This is a genomic window from Cellulosimicrobium sp. 72-3 (assembly GCF_013127315.1).
Classification (GTDB): Bacteria; Actinomycetota; Actinomycetes; order Actinomycetales; family Cellulomonadaceae; genus Cellulosimicrobium; species Cellulosimicrobium funkei.
This window is the reverse complement of record NZ_CP053419.1, coordinates 360,815-377,575: the sequence shown is the minus strand read 5'-3', so window position 1 is coordinate 377,575 and position 16,761 is coordinate 360,815. Positions and strand designations below refer to the sequence as shown.

Here is a 16,761-nt window from a genome sequence, read left to right as displayed (position 1 = left end):
GGGCGCTCCCCGTCGGGGCCGGAGTCGCTCACGCGACCGTCGCCGGGTCCGGTTCGAGCCGTCCCGCGGCGGCGACGTCCCCCACCACGATGATCGCGGGGGCCCGGACCCCGACCTGGGCGGCGCGCTCCACGACCTCGCCGAGCGGGGCGCGCGTCACGCGCTGGCGGGGCGTCGACCCGTTCTCCACGATCGCGACGGGCAGCGCAGGGTCGGCCCCGGCGTCGAGGGCCTGGGCCGTGATGCGTGCGAGCTGCGAGACACCCATGAGGACCACCAGCGTAGCCGTGCGGTCGCGCACCCCGGCGAGCGCGGCGGCGTCGAGCCCGTCGTGGCCGCTGACCACGTGGAACGCGGCGACCGTGCCCCGGTGCGTGAGCGGGATGCCCGCGAGCGCCGGGACGCTCAGCGCGCTCGACACGCCCGGCACGACGTCGACCGGCACGCCCGCCGCGCGGCACGCGAGCACCTCCTCGCCGCCGCGCCCGTAGACGAACGGGTCGCCGCCCTTGAGCCGCACGACGCGCCGGCCGCGCTGCGCGTGCTCCACGAGGAGGGCGTTGATCTCGTGCTGCGGCACGGGGTGGTGGCCGGGCGTCTTGCCGACGTCGATCACCTCGACGCCGGGCGCGAGCTCGTCGAGCACGTCGACCGGCCCGAGCCGGTCCGCGACGACGACGTCCGCCTCCGCGAGCGCCCGGCGGCCCCGGAGGGTGAGCAGGTCCACGGCGCCCGGTCCCCCGCCCACGAGCGTCACGCTCCCGAGACCACCGGACGCCGGGCGGTGGCGCCGCTGGTCGGCCCCGCCGGAGCGCAGGTGCTCGGCGATCGCGTCGCGTACCGCGCGCGCCCGCCGCGGGTCCGGACCGCGCCGCCCGGCCGCGGCGTCAGCCGCTCGTCGTTCCCGGACGTCCGCCGGCACGCCGACCGCGGGGGCGTCCGTGACGACCCCGACGAGGACGTCGCCGCTGCGGGTCGTCGCGGGCGTGCGCGCGGTGCCCTCGTGCGCGGCCCCGGCGTTGACGCACCAGGTGCGGCGCGCGGCAGCCCATGCAGCGACGTCCCGGTTGGTCCCCGAGTCGTCCGTCGCCGCGAGCACGAGCCACGCGTCCTCGAGGTCGGACTCGCGGACGTCGCGCGGCGCCCAGGTGACACGACCACCCGGCGCGACCTCGCCGTCGGCCCGCAGCCCGGCGGGTGAGGGTGCCCGGAGCGGGGCGCGCAGCGAGGCGGCGACGAGATCGCGCAGGTCCTCGCAGACGTGGGGCGCGACGACGCGGACGTGCGCGCCGTCGTCGGCCATGGCCCGCGCGCGGCGGGCCGCGACGGGGCCGCCGCCCGCGACGAGCACCGTGCGCCCGGCGAGGTCGATCCCGAGGAGCGTCGTCACGACGCACCGTCCGCGGGCCCGGCGGCGTGGGGGCGCAGGCCCACGTGCACGACGCCGTCGCGCACCTCGGCGGGCCACGTCGCCAGGTCCGGCGCGAGGCCTTGGACGGGCACGTACCCGGCGGCCTCGAGGCACCGGCCGGTCGTGAGGTCGAAGACCTGCTTGTACATGGGGCCGGCGACCGTCGGCACGCCCCCGCGCGTGCCGACGATGCCGCGCGACAGGACGTTCGCACCGGAGAACGGGTCGCGCTGCTGCACGACGCGGACCGTGTCGTCGGGGAGGCGGAACAGCGCGACCTGCACCCCGCCGACGAGGGCGGCGGCGCCGCGTTCGACGAGGAGGTCGCGCAGGAGGCACACGCGCTCCCACCCCGCCGCGTCCGACGTCGGCGTCTCCACGGGGTACGCGGCCTGCTCTGCTGGCACGACGCTCATCGACGGACCTCCAGGGTCGTGCCGGCGATCACCACGGGGCCGGCGGGGACGGTGGCGAGACCCGCGGCGCGGGCCTCCTCGAGGGCGGCCCGCTCGTCCGCCCTGGCGGGCCGGATCTGGCCGCGCTCGGTGACGTACGCGAGGTCGGGGTCGGGCTCGGCGGGCGCGTTGACGAACGAGCCGAAGCGGCGCAGCTTCTCCGGGTCCTCGAGGACCGCGCGCCACTCGTCCTCGTAGTCGCCGACGTGGCGGGCCATCGCGGCGTCGAGGTCGGCACCGATGCCGAGCGAGTCCTCGACGACCACCTCGCGGATCGCGTCGAGACCGCCTTCGTGGTCCTCGACCCACGCGGCCGTGCGCTGCAGGCGGTCGGCCGTCCGCACGTAGTACATGAGGAAGCGGTCGACGGTGCGGACGAGCGCCTCGTCGTCCAGGTCCTCGGCGAGGAGCTGCGCGTGCCGGGGCGTGAACCCGCCGTTGCCGCCGACGTACACGTTCCAGCCCTTGTCCGTCGCGATGACGCCGACGTCCTTGCCGCGCGCCTCGGCGCACTCGCGCGCGCACCCCGAGACGCCGAGCTTGATCTTGTGCGGCGAGCGCAGGCCGCGGTACCGGAGCTCGAGCTCGACGGCCATGCCCACCGAGTCCTGTACGCCGAACCGGCACCACGTGGACCCGACGCACGACTTCACCGTGCGCAGCGACTTGCCGTACGCGTGGCCGGACTCGAACCCGTGCTCCACGAGCCGGCGCCAGATGTGCGGGAGCTGCTCGATGCGCGCCCCGAACATGTCGATGCGCTGGCCGCCCGTGATCTTCGTGTAGAGCCCGAAGTCCTTGGCGACCTGCCCGATGACGAGCAGCCCGTCGGGCGTGATCTCGCCCCCGGGGATGCGCGGGACCACGGAGTACGTGCCGTCCTTCTGCATGTTCGCCAGGACGTGGTCGTTGGTGTCCTGCAGCGTCGCCTGCTCACCGTCGAGGACGTGACCGTTGCCGAGCGACGCGAGGATCGACGCGATCGTGGGCTTGCAGATGTCGCAGCCGCGCCCGGCGTCGCGCACCAGCACGGCACCCTGCGTGTCGGTGACCGGCTCGGGCACCCGGCCGAACCGCCGGACGATCTCGCTGAACGTGTGCAGGTCCGCGACGCGCACCGCGTCGAAGAGCTGCGCGCGCGAGAGGTCGAAGTGCTCGCACAGCGCGTTCGAGACCTCGACGCCGGCCCGGGCGAGCTCGGTCGTCGTGATCTTCTTGACGAGCGGCAGGCACGACCCGCAGCTCGTCCCCGCGCGCGTGCACGCCTTGACGCCCGCGAGGTCGGTGCAGGCGTGCTCGGTGACCGCGCTCCGGATCGTGCCCGCGCTGACGTTGTTGCACGAGCAGACCGTGGCGTCGTCGGGGAGCTCGAGGCTCGGCACCCCGCCGCCGGACCCCTCGGGAAGGAGGAACAGCCCCGGGTCGCCCGGAAGCTCCGTGCCGAGCATCGGCCGCAGCGACGCGTACGGCGCGGCGTCGCCCACGAACACCCCGCCCAGGAGGGTGCGCGCGTCGTCGGACAGGACGAGCTTCTTGTAGACGCCCGCGACCGGGTCGGCCCAGACGAGCTCCATCGCGCCCTCGGTGCGGCCGTGCGCGTCGCCGAAGCTCGCGACGTCGACCCCCTGGAGCTTGAGCTTGGTCGCCGTGTCCGCGCCGGGGAACGTCGCCTCGCCGCCGAGCAGGCGGTCCACGACGACCTCCGCCATCGCGTAGCCCGGCGCGACCAGGCCGAGGCACCGGCCCTCGAGGCACGCGACCTCGCCGACCGCCCACACGTGCTCGTCCTCGGTGCGGCACGCGAGGTCCACGACGGCGCCACCGCGCTCCCCGACCGCGAGCCCCGCCGCGCGCGCGAGCTCGTCGCGCGGCCGCACGCCCGTCGCGAGGACCACGACGTCGACGTCGAGCCGGCCGCCGTCGGCGAAGTCGAGCCGGCCCACGTGCCCGGTCTTGCGGGAGACCCTCAGCTCCTTGGTCCCGGTGTCGCACCGGACCGCGATGCCCATGCCGTTGATGAGGCGCTTGAGGGCCTCGCCGCCGCCCAGGTCGATCTGCGCGTCCATCAGGTGCGTGCCGAACTGGACGACCGTGGCCTGCGCGCCGAGGGCCTTGAGCGCGCCCGCGGCCTCGAGGCCCAGGAGTCCGCCGCCGATGACGGCACCGCGCACCGGGCGTTCCCAGCCACCCTCGGTCGTGGCGCTGCGCCGCTTCTCCTCGACCCAGCCGCGCAGGGCCGCGACGTCGTCGATCGTGCGGTAGACGAACACGCCGGGCAGCTCGTTGCCGGGGATCGGGGGGCGCGCGGCGTTCGAACCGGTCGCGAGGACGAGCTCGTCGTAGGCGTGCACGCGCCCGAGCCGGTCGGTGACGGTCTGCGCCTCGCGGTCGATCGACGTCACCGCGCAGTCACGGTGCAGCGTGACCAGCGGGTCGTCCCACAGGGCAGGGTCGCCGAGCGTGAGCTCCTCGGCGTCGCGCGCCGAGAAGTAGCTCGTCAGGGCGACGCGGTCGTACGGCTTGCGCGGCTCCTCGGCGAAGAGCGAGACGCGCCACGTGCCGTCGGCGTCGCGCGCGCGCAACGCCTCGACGAGCCGCTGCGCCACCATGCCGCCGCCGACGACGACGAGGTGCCGGGGCGCACCGGGGGCCGGGGCGGGGGCGGGATCGGTCTCAGGTCCGGTCACGGCGGGCTCCTGGGGGCGTCGGGGCGGATCGGTCACCGTCCGCGGGGTCCGACGCGAGCGAGGAGAGGCCCCCGGGGATGGTGCTGACGACGCTACGGACGGGCGGTTTCGCGACCGTGCCCCGCCCGTTGCCCGTCCGTAACGGTGTTCTCACCCGGCCGGACGCCGCCGTGTGAGGTCGGCGGAGCGGTGCGAGACCGGCAGGTCGTGTCCAGATCGGCGATCGTGACTGCCGATCTCGGCAGGGCTTGCCGACCTCACGCGCCGAGGCCGACGCTCGCCCGTGCGCCGTCGGCCTGCGGCTGCTCCGGGTCGGTCTGCGCGAGCCAGTCGACCAGGCCGCACACGACGTCCTTGCACCCGCCGCAGCCCGTCGTCGCGCGCGTCGCCCGTGCGACGTCGTCGACGCTCCGGGCGCCGTCGTGCCAGCAGCCCACGACGTCGCCCTTGGTCACGCCGTTGCACGTGCACACGGTCGTGCGGTCGGGCATGAGCGTCGGGGACGACGCCGGCGCGGGCGCCTGCGCGACCGGGCGCAGCAGCAGGTGGGCCGGGTCGGCGGGCACGGGGACTCGGCGCGTGTACGCGGCGGCGAGGTCGGCGCCCACCTCGGGCGCGCCGACGCACGTGGCGCCGACGAGCAGCCCGTCCGCGACGACGACCTCGACGTGCCGCCCCGCCGCCGGGTCGCTCAGCGTCACGGACCGGTGCGCCGCGTCGGGCGCGCGACGCTCGCCGCACACGCCCATCGTCACGATCTCGAGCCCCGCCGCCTTGAGCCGCACGACGTCGGTCCCGGCGGTCGCGCGCGTGCCGACCCCGGGGTCGGCCGTCGGCTCGAGCGGGCGCGCGACGACGTCCGTGGCGAGCCGCAGCGCCACGCTCGGCCGGTCGGCGGCCGGTCCTCGGCGCGCACGCCGCCGGTCGGGCGCGGCCCCCTGCGCGGCGCCCGGCCTCCCCGCGCCGTCGGCCCCGGCGGCGAGCCGCTCCGCGAGGTGCTGCGCGAGCCGGCGCGCCTGGTCCCACCCCTGGGCGATCAGCCCGGTGCCGCCCTCGGGCGGCTGGGCGCAGTCGCCGATCGCGAACACGCGCGGGTCGTCCGGGCTGGCGAGGTCGGGCCCGACGACGACCCCACGGTCGACCGTGAGCCCCGCCGCCCGTGCGAGCCCGGCCTCGGGCACGGTGCCGCACGCGAGCACGACGAGGTCGGCGTCGAGGTCGACGCGACGCACGCCGTCCGGCACTCCCCCGGCCGCGCCCGGCCGATCCGCCGCGGGGTCGTGCGGGCCAACGTCGGGCACGCGGAGCGTCACGCCCCGCACGCTGCCGCCGGCCACGACCACGCGCTCGGTCCGGGCTGAGGTCCAGGCGCGCACCCCGAGGCCGGCGAGACCGCGCGCGACGACGCCGCCCGCCGCACGGTCGAGCTGGCGGTCCATCACGCTCGCGCCGCCGTGCACGAGGCTCACGGCGACGCCGCGACGCGCAAGCCCGCACGCGACCTCGAGGCCGAGGACGCCCGCTCCCACGACGACGGCGTGCCGCGCGTCGAGCGACCTCGCGACGATCGCGCGTGCGTCGTCGAGCGTCCGCAGGACGTGCGCGCCACGCGGCAGGCCGCCGGGCAGGCCGGTGAGGCCGGGCACCTCGGGGACGCGCGCCGCGGCGCCCGTCGCGAGCACGACGACGTCGTACGGGTAGGCACCCTCGCCCGTGAGGACGCGGCGCGACGCCCGGTCGACCGCGAGGGCCTCGGTGCCCCGCCGGACCGTGACGAGCGCGTCGTCCGCGACAGGCAGGGCGATCGTCGCGACGTCGGCCCGGCCCGCGACGACCTCGCTGAGCAGCACGCGGTTGTACGGCTCGTGCTCCTCCGCGCCGAGCACGGTGACCTCGACGTCGGCGGACCCCCCGCACCGCGCCGCGAGGTCGCCCGCGAACCGCGACCCGACCATGCCGTGACCGACCACGACGACGCGCGTCATCCCACGACCTCCTGGAGCGCAGGGGCGCGTCGCACGTCCACGGCGCAGACCTTGAACTCCGGCATCCCGGAGACGGGGTCGGTCGCGTCGGTCGTCACGCGGTTGACGCTGCCCACGCCGCCCCAGTGGAAGGGCATGAAGACCGTGTCCGGCCGGACGCGGTCCGTCCACCGCACGACCGCCTCGATCGCGCCGCGCGCGGTCGTGAGGCGCGCCCGGTCTCCGTCGTCGACGCCGAGGCGCGTGCCGAGGACCGGGTGGACCTCGACGAACGGCTCCGGGACGAGGCGGTCGAGCTCCGGCACGCGCCGGGTCTGCGCGCCCGACTGGTAGTGCTGGAGCACGCGGCCCGTGACGAGGTAGAGCGGCGCGTCGGGCCGCACGTCGTCGCTCGGGCCCGTGTGGTCGACCGCGACCAGGCGGGCACGTCCGTCCGGCGTCGGGAACCGGTCGAGGAACATCCGCGGGGTGCCCGGGTGGTCGGGGGACGGCACCGGCCAGTGCAGGCCCGGGCCGCCGTCCGCCTCGTCCGCGTCGAGGCGCGCGTGGCTGAGCCCGGCGTAGTCCGCGACGCCGCCCGCGGACGCGCGCGCGAGCTCGTCGAAGACGACGGCCGGGTCGGTCGGGAAGGAGACCGGCGATCCCAGCCGACGCGCGAGCTCCGCCAGGATCCACAGCTCCGACCGTGCCTCGCCCGGCGCGTCGACCGCGCGGCGCCGTCGGATCACGCGTCCCTCGAGCGACGTCATGGTGCCCTCCTCCTCGGCCCACTGCGTCACGGGCAGCACGACGTCCGCGAGCAGCGCCGTCTCCGACGGCACGAGGTCGCACACGACGAGCAGGTCGAGCGCGCGCAGGTTCGCCGCGACCCGGTCCGCGTCCGGGGCGCTGACCACGACGTTCGACCCGTGCACGAGCAAGGCGCGCGGGCGCCCGTCCTCGGCGTAGGTCGTGCTCGCACCGCCCGGTCCGGGCCGCGCGCCGAGCGACCGCAGGAGCTCGACGGCGGGCATCCCAGGACCGGGGAGCGTCGCCGGGTCGACGCCCCACACCGCGGCGACGTGCGCGCGGGCCGCCGGGTCGTCGATCCTGCGGTACCCGGGGAGCTGGTCCGCCTTCTGCCCGTGCTCGCGTCCGCCCTGCCCGTTGCCCTGGCCGGTGATCGCGCCGTACCCGGACCCCACCCGGCCGGGCAGGCCGAGGGCGAGCGCGAGGTCGATCGCCGCGGTCACGGTCGCCGTGCCCTGCGCGGACTGCTCGACGCCGCGGCCCGTGAGCACGTACGCACCCGCACCCCCGTGGACGGGCGACGCCGCCGCGAGCAGCCGGGCGACGTGCCGCAGCCGTCCCGCCGGCACCCCGCACACCGTCTCCGCGCGCTCGGGCCACCACCCGGCGACGGACCGGCGGACGTCGTCGAACCCGGTCGTGCGCGCGTCGAGGTAGGCCGTGTCCGCGAGCCCATCCGCGACCACGACGTGCAGCAGCGCGAGCAGCACCACGAGGTCGGTGCCCGGGACCGGCTGCAGGTGCACCCCCTGCCCGACGGCGTCCCCCGCCTCCCCCGTGAGCGCCGCCGTCGCGCTGCGGCGCGGGTCCACGACGACGAGCCCGCCCCGCGCCCGCACGCCGGCGAGGTGCTGGACGGACGGCGGCATCGTCTCGGCGACGTTCGACCCGAGCAGCAGCACGGCGTCCGCGCCGCCGAGGTCGGCGAGCGGGAACGGGAGCCCGCGGTCGGCGCCGAACGCGCGGTTCGCCCCCGCCGCGGCGGACGCCATGCAGAACCGCCCGTTGTAGTCGATGTTCGCGCTCCGCAGCACCGTGCGCGCGAACTTCCCGAGCGCGTACGCCTTCTCGTTCGTCAGGCCGCCGCCCCCGAACACCGCGACGGCGTCGCGGCCGTGCGCGGCCTGGACCCGCTCGATCCCGGCCGCGACCACGTCGAGGGCCTCGTCCCACGGGGCGGGCCGGAGCTCGCCGTCGGGCCCGCGCAGGAGCGGGCTCGTCAGCCGGTCGGGTGCGCGCAGGACCGTCGCGCTCGTCCAGCCCTTCTGGCACAGCCCACCGCGGTTGGTCGGGAAGTCGCGCGGGGCGACCGCGACCGGCAGCGGGCCGCGCGCGGGTGCGAGCGTCATGCCGCACTGGAGCGCGCAGTAGGGGCAGTGGGTGTCCACGCTCAGATCCCGGCCGCGGCGAGGGCCGAGCCCTTGCGCAGGTAGACCGCCCACGCGACGACCGCCATCACCGCGTACATCCCCACGAACGTCCACAGGGCGGGGACGAGCGAGCCGGAGAGGCTCGTCGACGCGGCGAACCCGCGCGGGATGAGGAACCCGCCGAACGCGCCGACGGCGCCCGCGATCCCGATGCACCCGGCCGCGGCCTGGCGGGCGCGGACCCGGGCCGCGGCCAGGGCCGCAGGGTCGCTCGCCGTCGGGCCGTCGAGGTCGCGGGCCGCGCTCGCCTGGAAGACGGCCGGGATCATCCGGTAGGTCGAGCCGTTGCCGACGCCCGTCGCGACGAACAGGACGAGGAACGACGCGAAGAAGAGGCCGAAGCTGTGCGTCTCCAGCGCCCGGATCGCGCCGACCGCGCCGAGCGCCATGACCCCGTACGACGCGATCGTCACGCGCGCGCCGCCCAGGCGGTCCGCGACGATGCCGCCCAGCGGCCGGGACACCGAGCCGACCAGCGCGCCGAGGAACGCGATCGAGAGCGTGACCTCCGGGAACTGGCCCGCGAGGAGCGTCGGGAACGCACCGGCGTAGCCGATGAACGACCCGAACGTCCCGATGTAGAGGAACGAGATGATCCACGTGTGCCGGTTCCGGGTCGCGACGGCGAACGACCGCGGGTCCGCCTTCGCCGTGGCGAGGTTGTCCATGAACCGCCACGCGAGGAACGCCGCGAGCAGGACGAACGGGATCATCATGAGGCCCGCGCGCTCGAGCGCGACACCCGCCCCGGCGACGATGACGAGCGGCACCGCGAGCTGCACGACCGCCGTCCCCAGGTTGCCGCCCGCGGCGTTGAGGCCCAGCGCCTTGCCCTTCTCCCGCTCCGGGTAGAAGAACGAGATGTTCGCCATCGAGGACGCGAAGTTGCCGCCGCCGAAGCCGGCGAGCGCCGCGACGGCCAGCATCACGCCGAACGACGTGCCGGGGTCCTGCACGACGGCCGCGAGCGCCGCCGTCGGGAGCAGCAGGAGGAGGGCGGACACGACCGTCCAGTTGCGCCCGCCGAAGAGGGGCACGGCGAACGTGTACGGGATGCGCAGCGTCGCGCCGACGAGGCTCGGCACGGCGATGAGCCAGAACTGCTGGTCCACGGTGAAGGTGAACCCGGCGGCGGGGAGCTGCGGCACGACGATCGACCACAGCGCCCAGACCGCGAAGCCGAGGAACTCCGCGAACACCGAGATCCCCAGGTTGCGGGTCGCGACCCGGCGGCCGCCGTCGCGCCAGAACGTCGGGTCCTCCGGGTCCCAGCGGTCGATCCACCGCCCGGAGCGGCGGTGCGGCGTCCTCGGTGGTGCCGGGGCGAGTCCCGGGGCGGGCGGCGTCGCGGGCACGACGCCGGACGGGCGGGCTGCGGACTGCTCACCCTCGTGGGTGGTGGGGCTCGTGGGCGCGGACATGGCGGCTCCTTCAGCAGGTCCCGGTCAGTGACCAGGACGCTAGGAACGCCGTGTTTCCCCCGCGCGCGACCCCCGTTAAGCCCGTGTGAGGTCTTCCGCACACCCGCTCGGCGGGCGCTGTGAGCGGCCGTCCGCGCGCTCGCCGTCAGGCCTCGACGCCGGTCGCCTCGTGGGACGAGCCCGCCGGCTTGGACTCGGGCGACCCGCGCTCGCGCAGGTAGATCGCGAGGACGACCATGCTGAGGACGGCCAGCATCTCGGACTGCCAGTTCTGGAACGTGCGGCTCCAGAAGTCCGGCATGGACAGGTACTCCGTCCACGGCACGGGGTCCTGGAGGTCGCGCAGCTGCTCCTCGCTGAACGCGACCGCGCCGGCCGCCGACTGCGCGGCCCAGGACCCGAGGAAGATCGCGCCCATGACGAGCGACAGGGAGCGCGAGTAGACGGCGAGCCGCCAGCCTCGGGCCCGGGCCCACGCCGGGGAGTCCGCGGTGGCGTGCTCGCCGACCTTCTGGTCCTCGTCGGACTCGCGGCCCGCCTGGTCGAGCTTCTTCGACTCGGGCGAGCCTCGCTGCACGAACCACACCGTCGCGGTGATGAAGAGGAGGAACTGCAGGTACTCGGACTGCCAGTTCTCCGTGACGTCGACCCAGAACGCCGACGACAGCACGTACTGGCCGAACGTCACCGGGTCGAGGCCCGCCGCCCGCTGGTCGGTGTTGAAGACGGCGACGCCGCTCACGGCCTGCGCGACGAGCGACGCGAGGAACGCGAGCGCGAAGAACAGGCTCAGCGAGCTCGCGCGCAGGCCGCCGAGGACGCCGCCCTTCCCGCTGCCGGCGCTCATCGGTGCACCGCCGCCAGCACGAACGTGACCGCGAGGCCCGCGACGACGAGCACGAGCGTGGCCCAGAACATCAGCCGCGGGACCCTCATGCCTCCACCTCGCAGTCGTAGGGGCGGTCGTCGCGGGGCGTGCAGCCTGCTGCGGTGACGACCCACGCGTCGCCGGAGAGCGCGAGGAAGACGGTGTCCGTCGCCGTGACGACCTGCGCCTGACGCCCCGCGACGTGCACGTCCTCGACGACGACCTGGGTTCCGGCCGCGGTCAGCCCGGCGAGGGGGCCGTCCGGCGCGGTGACGACGTCCGCGCACGGCTCGCCCTCGTCGGCGGCGAGCGCGTCGGCCGCGGCGGGCAGGATCAGGGCGCACGCGGCGTCGCCGTCCCCCACGGCGAGCGCGCCCGCGAGGTCCTCGACGACGTCCTGCGCCTCTGCCGCGCCGGGTCCCGCGCACCCCGCGAGCGTGGCGGTCACGAGCGCGAGGGCCGCGAGCCCGACGCCCGGACCCGTCCGTGACCCCCGACCAGCACTCCCGAGCACACGACCCTCCTGTGGCGACACCGCGCCGACCGGGTCGCCGACGCTGAGCCTCATGCTCGCGGTTCTCGATGCGCTCGCAAGCAGTGGCCCGGGCACGGTTCGGCACGGAGCGTGCCCGCTCGGCACCTCGAGGTGCCGAGCGGCGCAGCGTGTGCCGACGCGCGTCCCGCGTGCCGACGGGTGGGCTCAGCCCCAGACGAGACCGCGCGCCGGGTCCTCGAGGATCCGCGCGACGTCGGCCAGCACGCGCGCGCCGAGCTCGCCGTCGACGAGGCGGTGGTCGAAGCTCAGCGCGAGCTGCGTGACCCAGCGCTTGCGGATCTTGCCCTTGTGGACCCAGGGCTGCTCGCGGATCGCGCCGAACGCGAGGATCGCGGCCTCGCCGGGGTTGAGGATGGGCGTGCCCGTGTCGATGCCGAACACCCCGACGTTGGTGATCGTGATCGTGCCGTCGGACATGTCGGTGGGCGACGTGCGCCCGGCCCGCGCGGTCGCGGTGAGGTCCGCGATCCCGCCGGCGAGGCCGTGCAGGTCGAGGCGGTGCGCGTCCTTGATGTTCGGCACGACGAGCCCGCGCGGCGTCGCCGCCGCGATCCCCAGGTTCACGTAGTGCTTGTAGACGATCTCCTGCGCGGCGTCGTCCCAGCTCGCGTTGATCTCCGGGTGGCGGCGCACCGCGAGGAGCAGCGCCTTGGCGGTGACGAGCAGGGGCGTGACGCGCACGTCCGCGAACTCGCGGTCCTCCCGCAGGGTGCGGACGAGCTTCATGGTGCGCGTGACGTCGACCGTGTGGAAGACCGTCACGTGGGGGGCGGTGAACGCGCTCGTGACCATCGCCTCGGCCGTGCGCTTGCGCACCGACTTCACGGGCACGCGCGTCTGGCGGCCGTCGGCCGTGACGGCGCCCGTCGCGAGCCACGGCTGGTCGTCGTCGGCGTACGTCGCGAGCGGCTGCGCCTTCGCCTGCTCGTGGTAGGCCTGCACGTCCTCGCGCGTGACGATCCCGCCCGGGCCGGTGCCCGCGACGCTCGCCAGGTCGACGCCCAGGTCCTTCGCGAGCTTGCGCACCGGCGGCTTGGCCAGCACCGGCAGGGTCGCGTGCCCGACGGCGGCCGGCGCGCTCGCCCGCGGGGCGGAGGTCGAGGCTGGGGCCGACGGCGCGGTGCTCGCCGCCGGGGCCGTCCGGTCCGGGGTCGCCGGGCCGGGGCGGTCGGTCGCGGGTGCTGCGGCGGTGGGCTCGGCCGCGGGCGCTGCGGCGGCCGGCTCGGCCGCGCGGCGCCGCCGTCGGGCCGTGCCCGGCTCGACGGTGCCGTACCCGACGAGCACCGAGCCGGAACCCTCGCTCGCGGCGGGCGTCGCGTCCCCGGTGCCCGTCTGCGGCGACGCGGTCGCTGCGGGCGCGTCTGCGCCGTCGGGCACGACGCCGGCCGGTGCGGTCGGCGCCGGGGCCGTGCCGCCCGGGTCCGTGTCCACGACGATGATCGGCACGCCGACCTCGACCGTCGTGCCCTCGGGCGTGAGGATCTCCGTGACGACGCCCGTGTACGGCGACGGCAGCTCGACGAGCGACTTCGCCGTCTCGATCTCGACGATCGTCTGGTTGACCGTGACGGCGTCGCCGACGGCGACGTGCCAGTGCACGATCTCGGCCTCGGTGAGGCCCTCGCCCGCGTCGGGGAGGTTGAACTTCTCGAAGGTGGGCACTGCGTGGTCCTCCTGGTGGTCCCGGTCGGCGCTGTCGAGGTCGCGGCGGACGCGCGTCAGAACGCGAACGCGCGGTCGACGGCGTCGAGCACGCGGTCGAGGCTCGGCAGGTAGTCGTGCTCGATCTTCGCGACGGGGTACGGCGTGTGGAAGCCGCCGACGCGCAGCACGGGCGCCTCGAGCGAGTAGAAGCACTCCTCGGTCACGCGGGCCGCGACCTCGGCGCCCGAGCCGAGGTAGGTCGGGGCCTCGTGCACGACGACGCAGCGTCCCGTCCGGCGGACGGACTCGACGACCGTCGCGGTGTCGAGCGGCGAGATGCTGCGCAGGTCCACGACCTCGATGCTGCGGCCCTCCTGCTCGGCCGCCGCGGCGACGCGGAGCGCGGTCGCGACGGTCGGACCGTAGGCGACGAGCGTGAGGTCCGTGCCGGGGCGGACGACGCGCGCCCGGTCGAGCACGGTCGCGCCCTCGCCGCGACCCGCGACGTCGACCGGCCCCTTCTCCCAGTAGCGGCCCTTGGGCTCGAAGAAGAGCACCGGGTCCGGCGAGGCGACGGCCTCCTGGATCATCGTGTACGCGTCCTGCGGCGTGGACGGCGACACGACGCGCAGGCCGGCCGTGTGCGCGAACAGCGCCTCGGGGCTCTCGCTGTGGTGCTCGACCGCACCGATCCCGCCGCCGTACGGCACGCGGATCACGACGGGCACCTGGAGCTTCCCGCCCGAGCGGTAGCCCATCTTCGCGAGCTGCGTCGTGATCTGGTCGTACGCGGGGAAGATGAACCCGTCGAACTGGATCTCGCACACCGGCCGGTAGCCGCGCAGCGCGAGACCGATCGCCGTGCCGAGGATGCCGGACTCCGCGAGCGGCGTGTCGACGACGCGGTCCTCGCCGAAGTCCTTCTGCAGGCCGTCCGTCACCCGGAAGACGCCGCCGAGCGCGCCGATGTCCTCACCCATGAGCAGGACCTTGGGGTCGTTCTCCAGCGACCGGCGCAGCCCCTCGTTGATGGCGCGGGCCAGGGTCAGGGTCTTGCTGTCGCTCATCGCGCCACCTCCGCGGTCGGCTCCTCGAAGGACTGCTGGTAGTCGGCGAACCACGCCTTCTCGCGCTCGACCACGGCGTTCGGGGTCGCGTAGACGTGGTCGAACATGCTCGACGGGTCCGGTGCGGCGAGCGCACGGACCTCCTCGCGCAGCCGCTCGCCCAGCGCGTCGGCCTCGGCGGCCAGGTCGGCGGCGAACGCGTCGTCCCACGCGTCCTCGGCGCGGAGCAGGTTCTCCAGCCGGTCGATCGGGTCCCGACGGCGCCAGTAGTCCTCCTGGGCACGCGACCGGTACTTCGTCGGGTCGTCGGACGTCGTGTGCGCGCCCATGCGGTAGGTGAACGCCTCGACGAACGTCGGGCCGCCGCCGGAGCGGGCACGCTCGAGCGCCTCCGCGGTCACGGCGTAGCACGCGAGCACGTCGTTGCCGTCGACCCGCACGCTGGGGATGCCGAACCCCCCGCCGCGGCGGTAGAGCGGCACGCGGGTCTGCCGGGTCGTCGGCTCCGAGATCGCCCACTGGTTGTTCTGGCAGAAGAACACGACCGGCGCGTTGTTCACGGCCGCGAAGACGAGCGCCTCGTTGACGTCGCCCTGCGACGTCGCGCCGTCGCCGAAGTACGTGACGACGGCCGCGTCGCGCTCCGGGTCGCCCGACCCGACGAGGCCGTCGCGCTGGACCCCCATGGCGTACCCCGTCGCGTGCAGCGCGTGCGACCCGATGACGAGCGTGTACAGGTGGACGTTGTGCGCCGTCGGGTCCCACCCGCCGTGGTCCACGCCGCGGAAGAGGCGCAGGCGCGCCGTCGGGTCGATGCCGCGCACGTGCGAGACGCCGTGCTCGCGGTACGACGGGAAGACGTAGTCCTGGGGGGCGAGCGCGCGGCCGGAGCCGATCTGCGCGGCCTCCTGGCCCTTCGCCTGCGCGAACAGGCCGAGCTCGCCCTGGCGCTGGAGCGACGTCGCCTCGTCGTCGAAGCGGCGCGTGAGCACCATGTCGCGGTAGAGACCGCGCAGCGCCGCGGCGTCGAGGTGGGCGACGCGCTCGCGGTAGCCGTCGGTCTCCGGGGTCGTGACGCGGGCGCCGGCGGGCGTCACGAGCTGGAGCAGGGGTGCGTCGTCGGGACCGCCCGCGACGTCGGGGAGGTCGGGGTGCGTGCTCGCAGCGTCCCGCACGCCGGTTCTCGCGTCGTTCTCGGTCACGCGACTCTCCTTCGGTGCGGCCCGGCCGGCGGCCGGCCCGCTCGGGGGCAGGAGGCGCCCGGTGCGGGGCGCCGTCGGAACCTACGTCTCCGTAGCCTACGCAAGCGTAGGCTACGACCCCGTAGGTAGCGCCTCCGACGTGTCGCCCAACGTCCGTCACGACCGGCTGTAGAGAACCTCCAATCCCCACCGGCGCACCCCCGGCCCCGGGAGGGCTGCCCCTACCGCGGGTAGACGCCGCCCGAGCGCAGCGCGTCGCGCTCGCGCAGGACCGGCCAGCGCGAGAACGCGAACACGAGGAACATGACGACGTTGAGGATCGGCACGAGGCCCACGAGCACCCACCAGCCGGAGTAGCCGGCCTTCTGGATGATCCGGACGTAGGCGATGAAGAAGATCACCGCGACCGCGACGTAGAGGACCAGGGCCGCGCCCCCGAAGAGCCAGCCGTTGTCCTCGACGAACTGCTCCCACTCCTGGTTGTCCATGCCGCGAGTCTTCTCGCGTGACCAGGACCCGGCAACCGCGCCGCCGTCGCCCGCCGCTACGCCGCGCCGTCGTCGTCCGCGCCGACGAACGCGCGGGCCACGTGCTGGGTCGAGGCGCCGAGCTCGAGGACGGTGTCGCAGGCCTGCTCGACGCGCGGGTTGTGCGTCGCGACGACCACGGCACGCCCCTCGTCCGCGAGCTCGCGCAGGAGCCCGACGATCGCGTCGGCGTTCCCCTCGTCGAGCGCCCCCGTGGGCTCGTCGGCGAGCACGACGCGCGGCCGCTTGAGGAGCAGCCGCGCCACGGCGACGCGCTGCTGCTCGCCGCCCGACAGCTCGTAGACGGCCGCGCGCTCGTACCCGCCGAGCCCCACGCGCTCGAGCACCTCCTCGCGCCGGCGCGCGCGGTCCGCCCGCCGGACGCCCCTGCTCACGAACGCGACGTCGAGGTTCGCCGCGACCGTCGCGTTGTCGATGAGCGCGTAGTTCTGGAACAGGTACCCGAGCTCGTCCCGTCGGAACAGGCGTCGCCCGTGCGGGCTCAGCGCGGTGACGTCGCGCCCGTCCACGAACAGCGTCCCCGCGTCCAGCCGGTCGAGCAGGCCCACGCAGTTGAGCAGCGTCGTCTTCCCCGAGCCGCTCGACCCCACGAGGCCCGCCATCGAGCCCGCCTCCACGCTCAGCGTGAGGCCCGTCCAGACCGTCCGCGCCCCGTAGAACTTGGCCGCACCCACGACCTCGATCATCGCCATCCCCCT

13 protein-coding genes are annotated in these 16,761 nt (G+C 75.5%); all 13 read right to left on the bottom strand.

What is annotated here, in order from left to right; all coding sequences use genetic code 11:
- Window positions 1-28: 28 nt before the first annotated feature.
- The 13 genes from cobA to HKK73_RS01670 all read right to left on the bottom strand — a co-directional run bounded on the left by cobA (window position 29) and on the right by HKK73_RS01670 (window position 16,755).
- Window positions 29-1,390, bottom strand: a complete 1,362-nt coding sequence (gene cobA / locus HKK73_RS01730; protein ID WP_171467300.1) for a uroporphyrinogen-III C-methyltransferase — start codon at window positions 1,388-1,390, stop codon at window positions 29-31.
- Window positions 1,387-1,827, bottom strand: a complete 441-nt coding sequence (gene nirD / locus HKK73_RS01725) for a nitrite reductase small subunit NirD (protein WP_082774289.1) — start codon at window positions 1,825-1,827, stop codon at window positions 1,387-1,389. Before nirD ends, cobA begins: the two co-directional genes overlap by 4 nt.
- Complete coding sequence (gene nirB / locus HKK73_RS01720; RefSeq protein WP_171468641.1) at window positions 1,824-4,475, bottom strand: nitrite reductase large subunit NirB; 2,652 nt, start codon at window positions 4,473-4,475, stop codon at window positions 1,824-1,826. The genes nirD and nirB overlap by 4 nt, the downstream gene beginning before the upstream one ends.
- A gap of 335 nt (window positions 4,476-4,810) precedes the next feature.
- On the bottom strand, window positions 4,811-6,538 hold the full coding sequence (locus tag HKK73_RS01715; RefSeq protein WP_171467299.1) for an FAD-dependent oxidoreductase: 1,728 nt from the start codon (window positions 6,536-6,538) through the stop codon (window positions 4,811-4,813).
- A complete protein-coding gene (locus HKK73_RS01710; RefSeq protein WP_256380362.1) occupies window positions 6,535-8,715 on the bottom strand; it encodes a molybdopterin oxidoreductase family protein in 2,181 nt (726 codons plus the stop codon). Before HKK73_RS01710 ends, HKK73_RS01715 begins: the two co-directional genes overlap by 4 nt.
- Before the next feature lie 2 nt (window positions 8,716-8,717).
- A complete protein-coding gene (locus tag HKK73_RS01705) occupies window positions 8,718-10,178 on the bottom strand; it encodes an MFS transporter (RefSeq protein ID WP_171467298.1) in 1,461 nt (486 codons plus the stop codon).
- 145 nt (window positions 10,179-10,323) lie between these two features.
- Window positions 10,324-11,025, bottom strand: a complete 702-nt coding sequence (locus HKK73_RS01700) for a DUF6766 family protein (RefSeq protein ID WP_171467297.1) — start codon at window positions 11,023-11,025, stop codon at window positions 10,324-10,326.
- Between the two features lie 85 nt (window positions 11,026-11,110).
- Window positions 11,111-11,614, bottom strand: a complete 504-nt coding sequence (locus tag HKK73_RS01695; protein ID WP_171467296.1) for a hypothetical protein — start codon at window positions 11,612-11,614, stop codon at window positions 11,111-11,113.
- Between the two features lie 132 nt (window positions 11,615-11,746).
- Window positions 11,747-13,264 (bottom strand): dihydrolipoamide acetyltransferase family protein, encoded by a 1,518-nt coding sequence (locus HKK73_RS01690; protein ID WP_171467295.1) that lies wholly within the window; start codon window positions 13,262-13,264, stop codon window positions 11,747-11,749.
- Between the two features lie 56 nt (window positions 13,265-13,320).
- The gene (locus tag HKK73_RS01685; RefSeq protein WP_043656580.1) at window positions 13,321-14,313 is read right to left on the bottom strand and encodes an alpha-ketoacid dehydrogenase subunit beta; all 993 of its coding nucleotides are present in this window, start codon (window positions 14,311-14,313) and stop codon (window positions 13,321-13,323) included.
- Window positions 14,310-15,488 (bottom strand): pyruvate dehydrogenase (acetyl-transferring) E1 component subunit alpha, encoded by a 1,179-nt coding sequence (gene pdhA, locus HKK73_RS01680; protein WP_212715453.1) that lies wholly within the window; start codon window positions 15,486-15,488, stop codon window positions 14,310-14,312. Before pdhA ends, HKK73_RS01685 begins: the two co-directional genes overlap by 4 nt.
- 248 nt (window positions 15,489-15,736) lie before the next feature.
- Window positions 15,737-16,003: a hypothetical protein gene (locus HKK73_RS01675; protein ID WP_076403859.1), complete on the bottom strand. Its 267-nt coding sequence runs from the start codon at window positions 16,001-16,003 to the stop codon at window positions 15,737-15,739.
- A gap of 56 nt (window positions 16,004-16,059) precedes the next feature.
- Complete coding sequence (locus tag HKK73_RS01670; RefSeq protein ID WP_232422994.1) at window positions 16,060-16,755, bottom strand: ABC transporter ATP-binding protein; 696 nt, start codon at window positions 16,753-16,755, stop codon at window positions 16,060-16,062.
- Window positions 16,756-16,761: the final 6 nt, after the last annotated feature.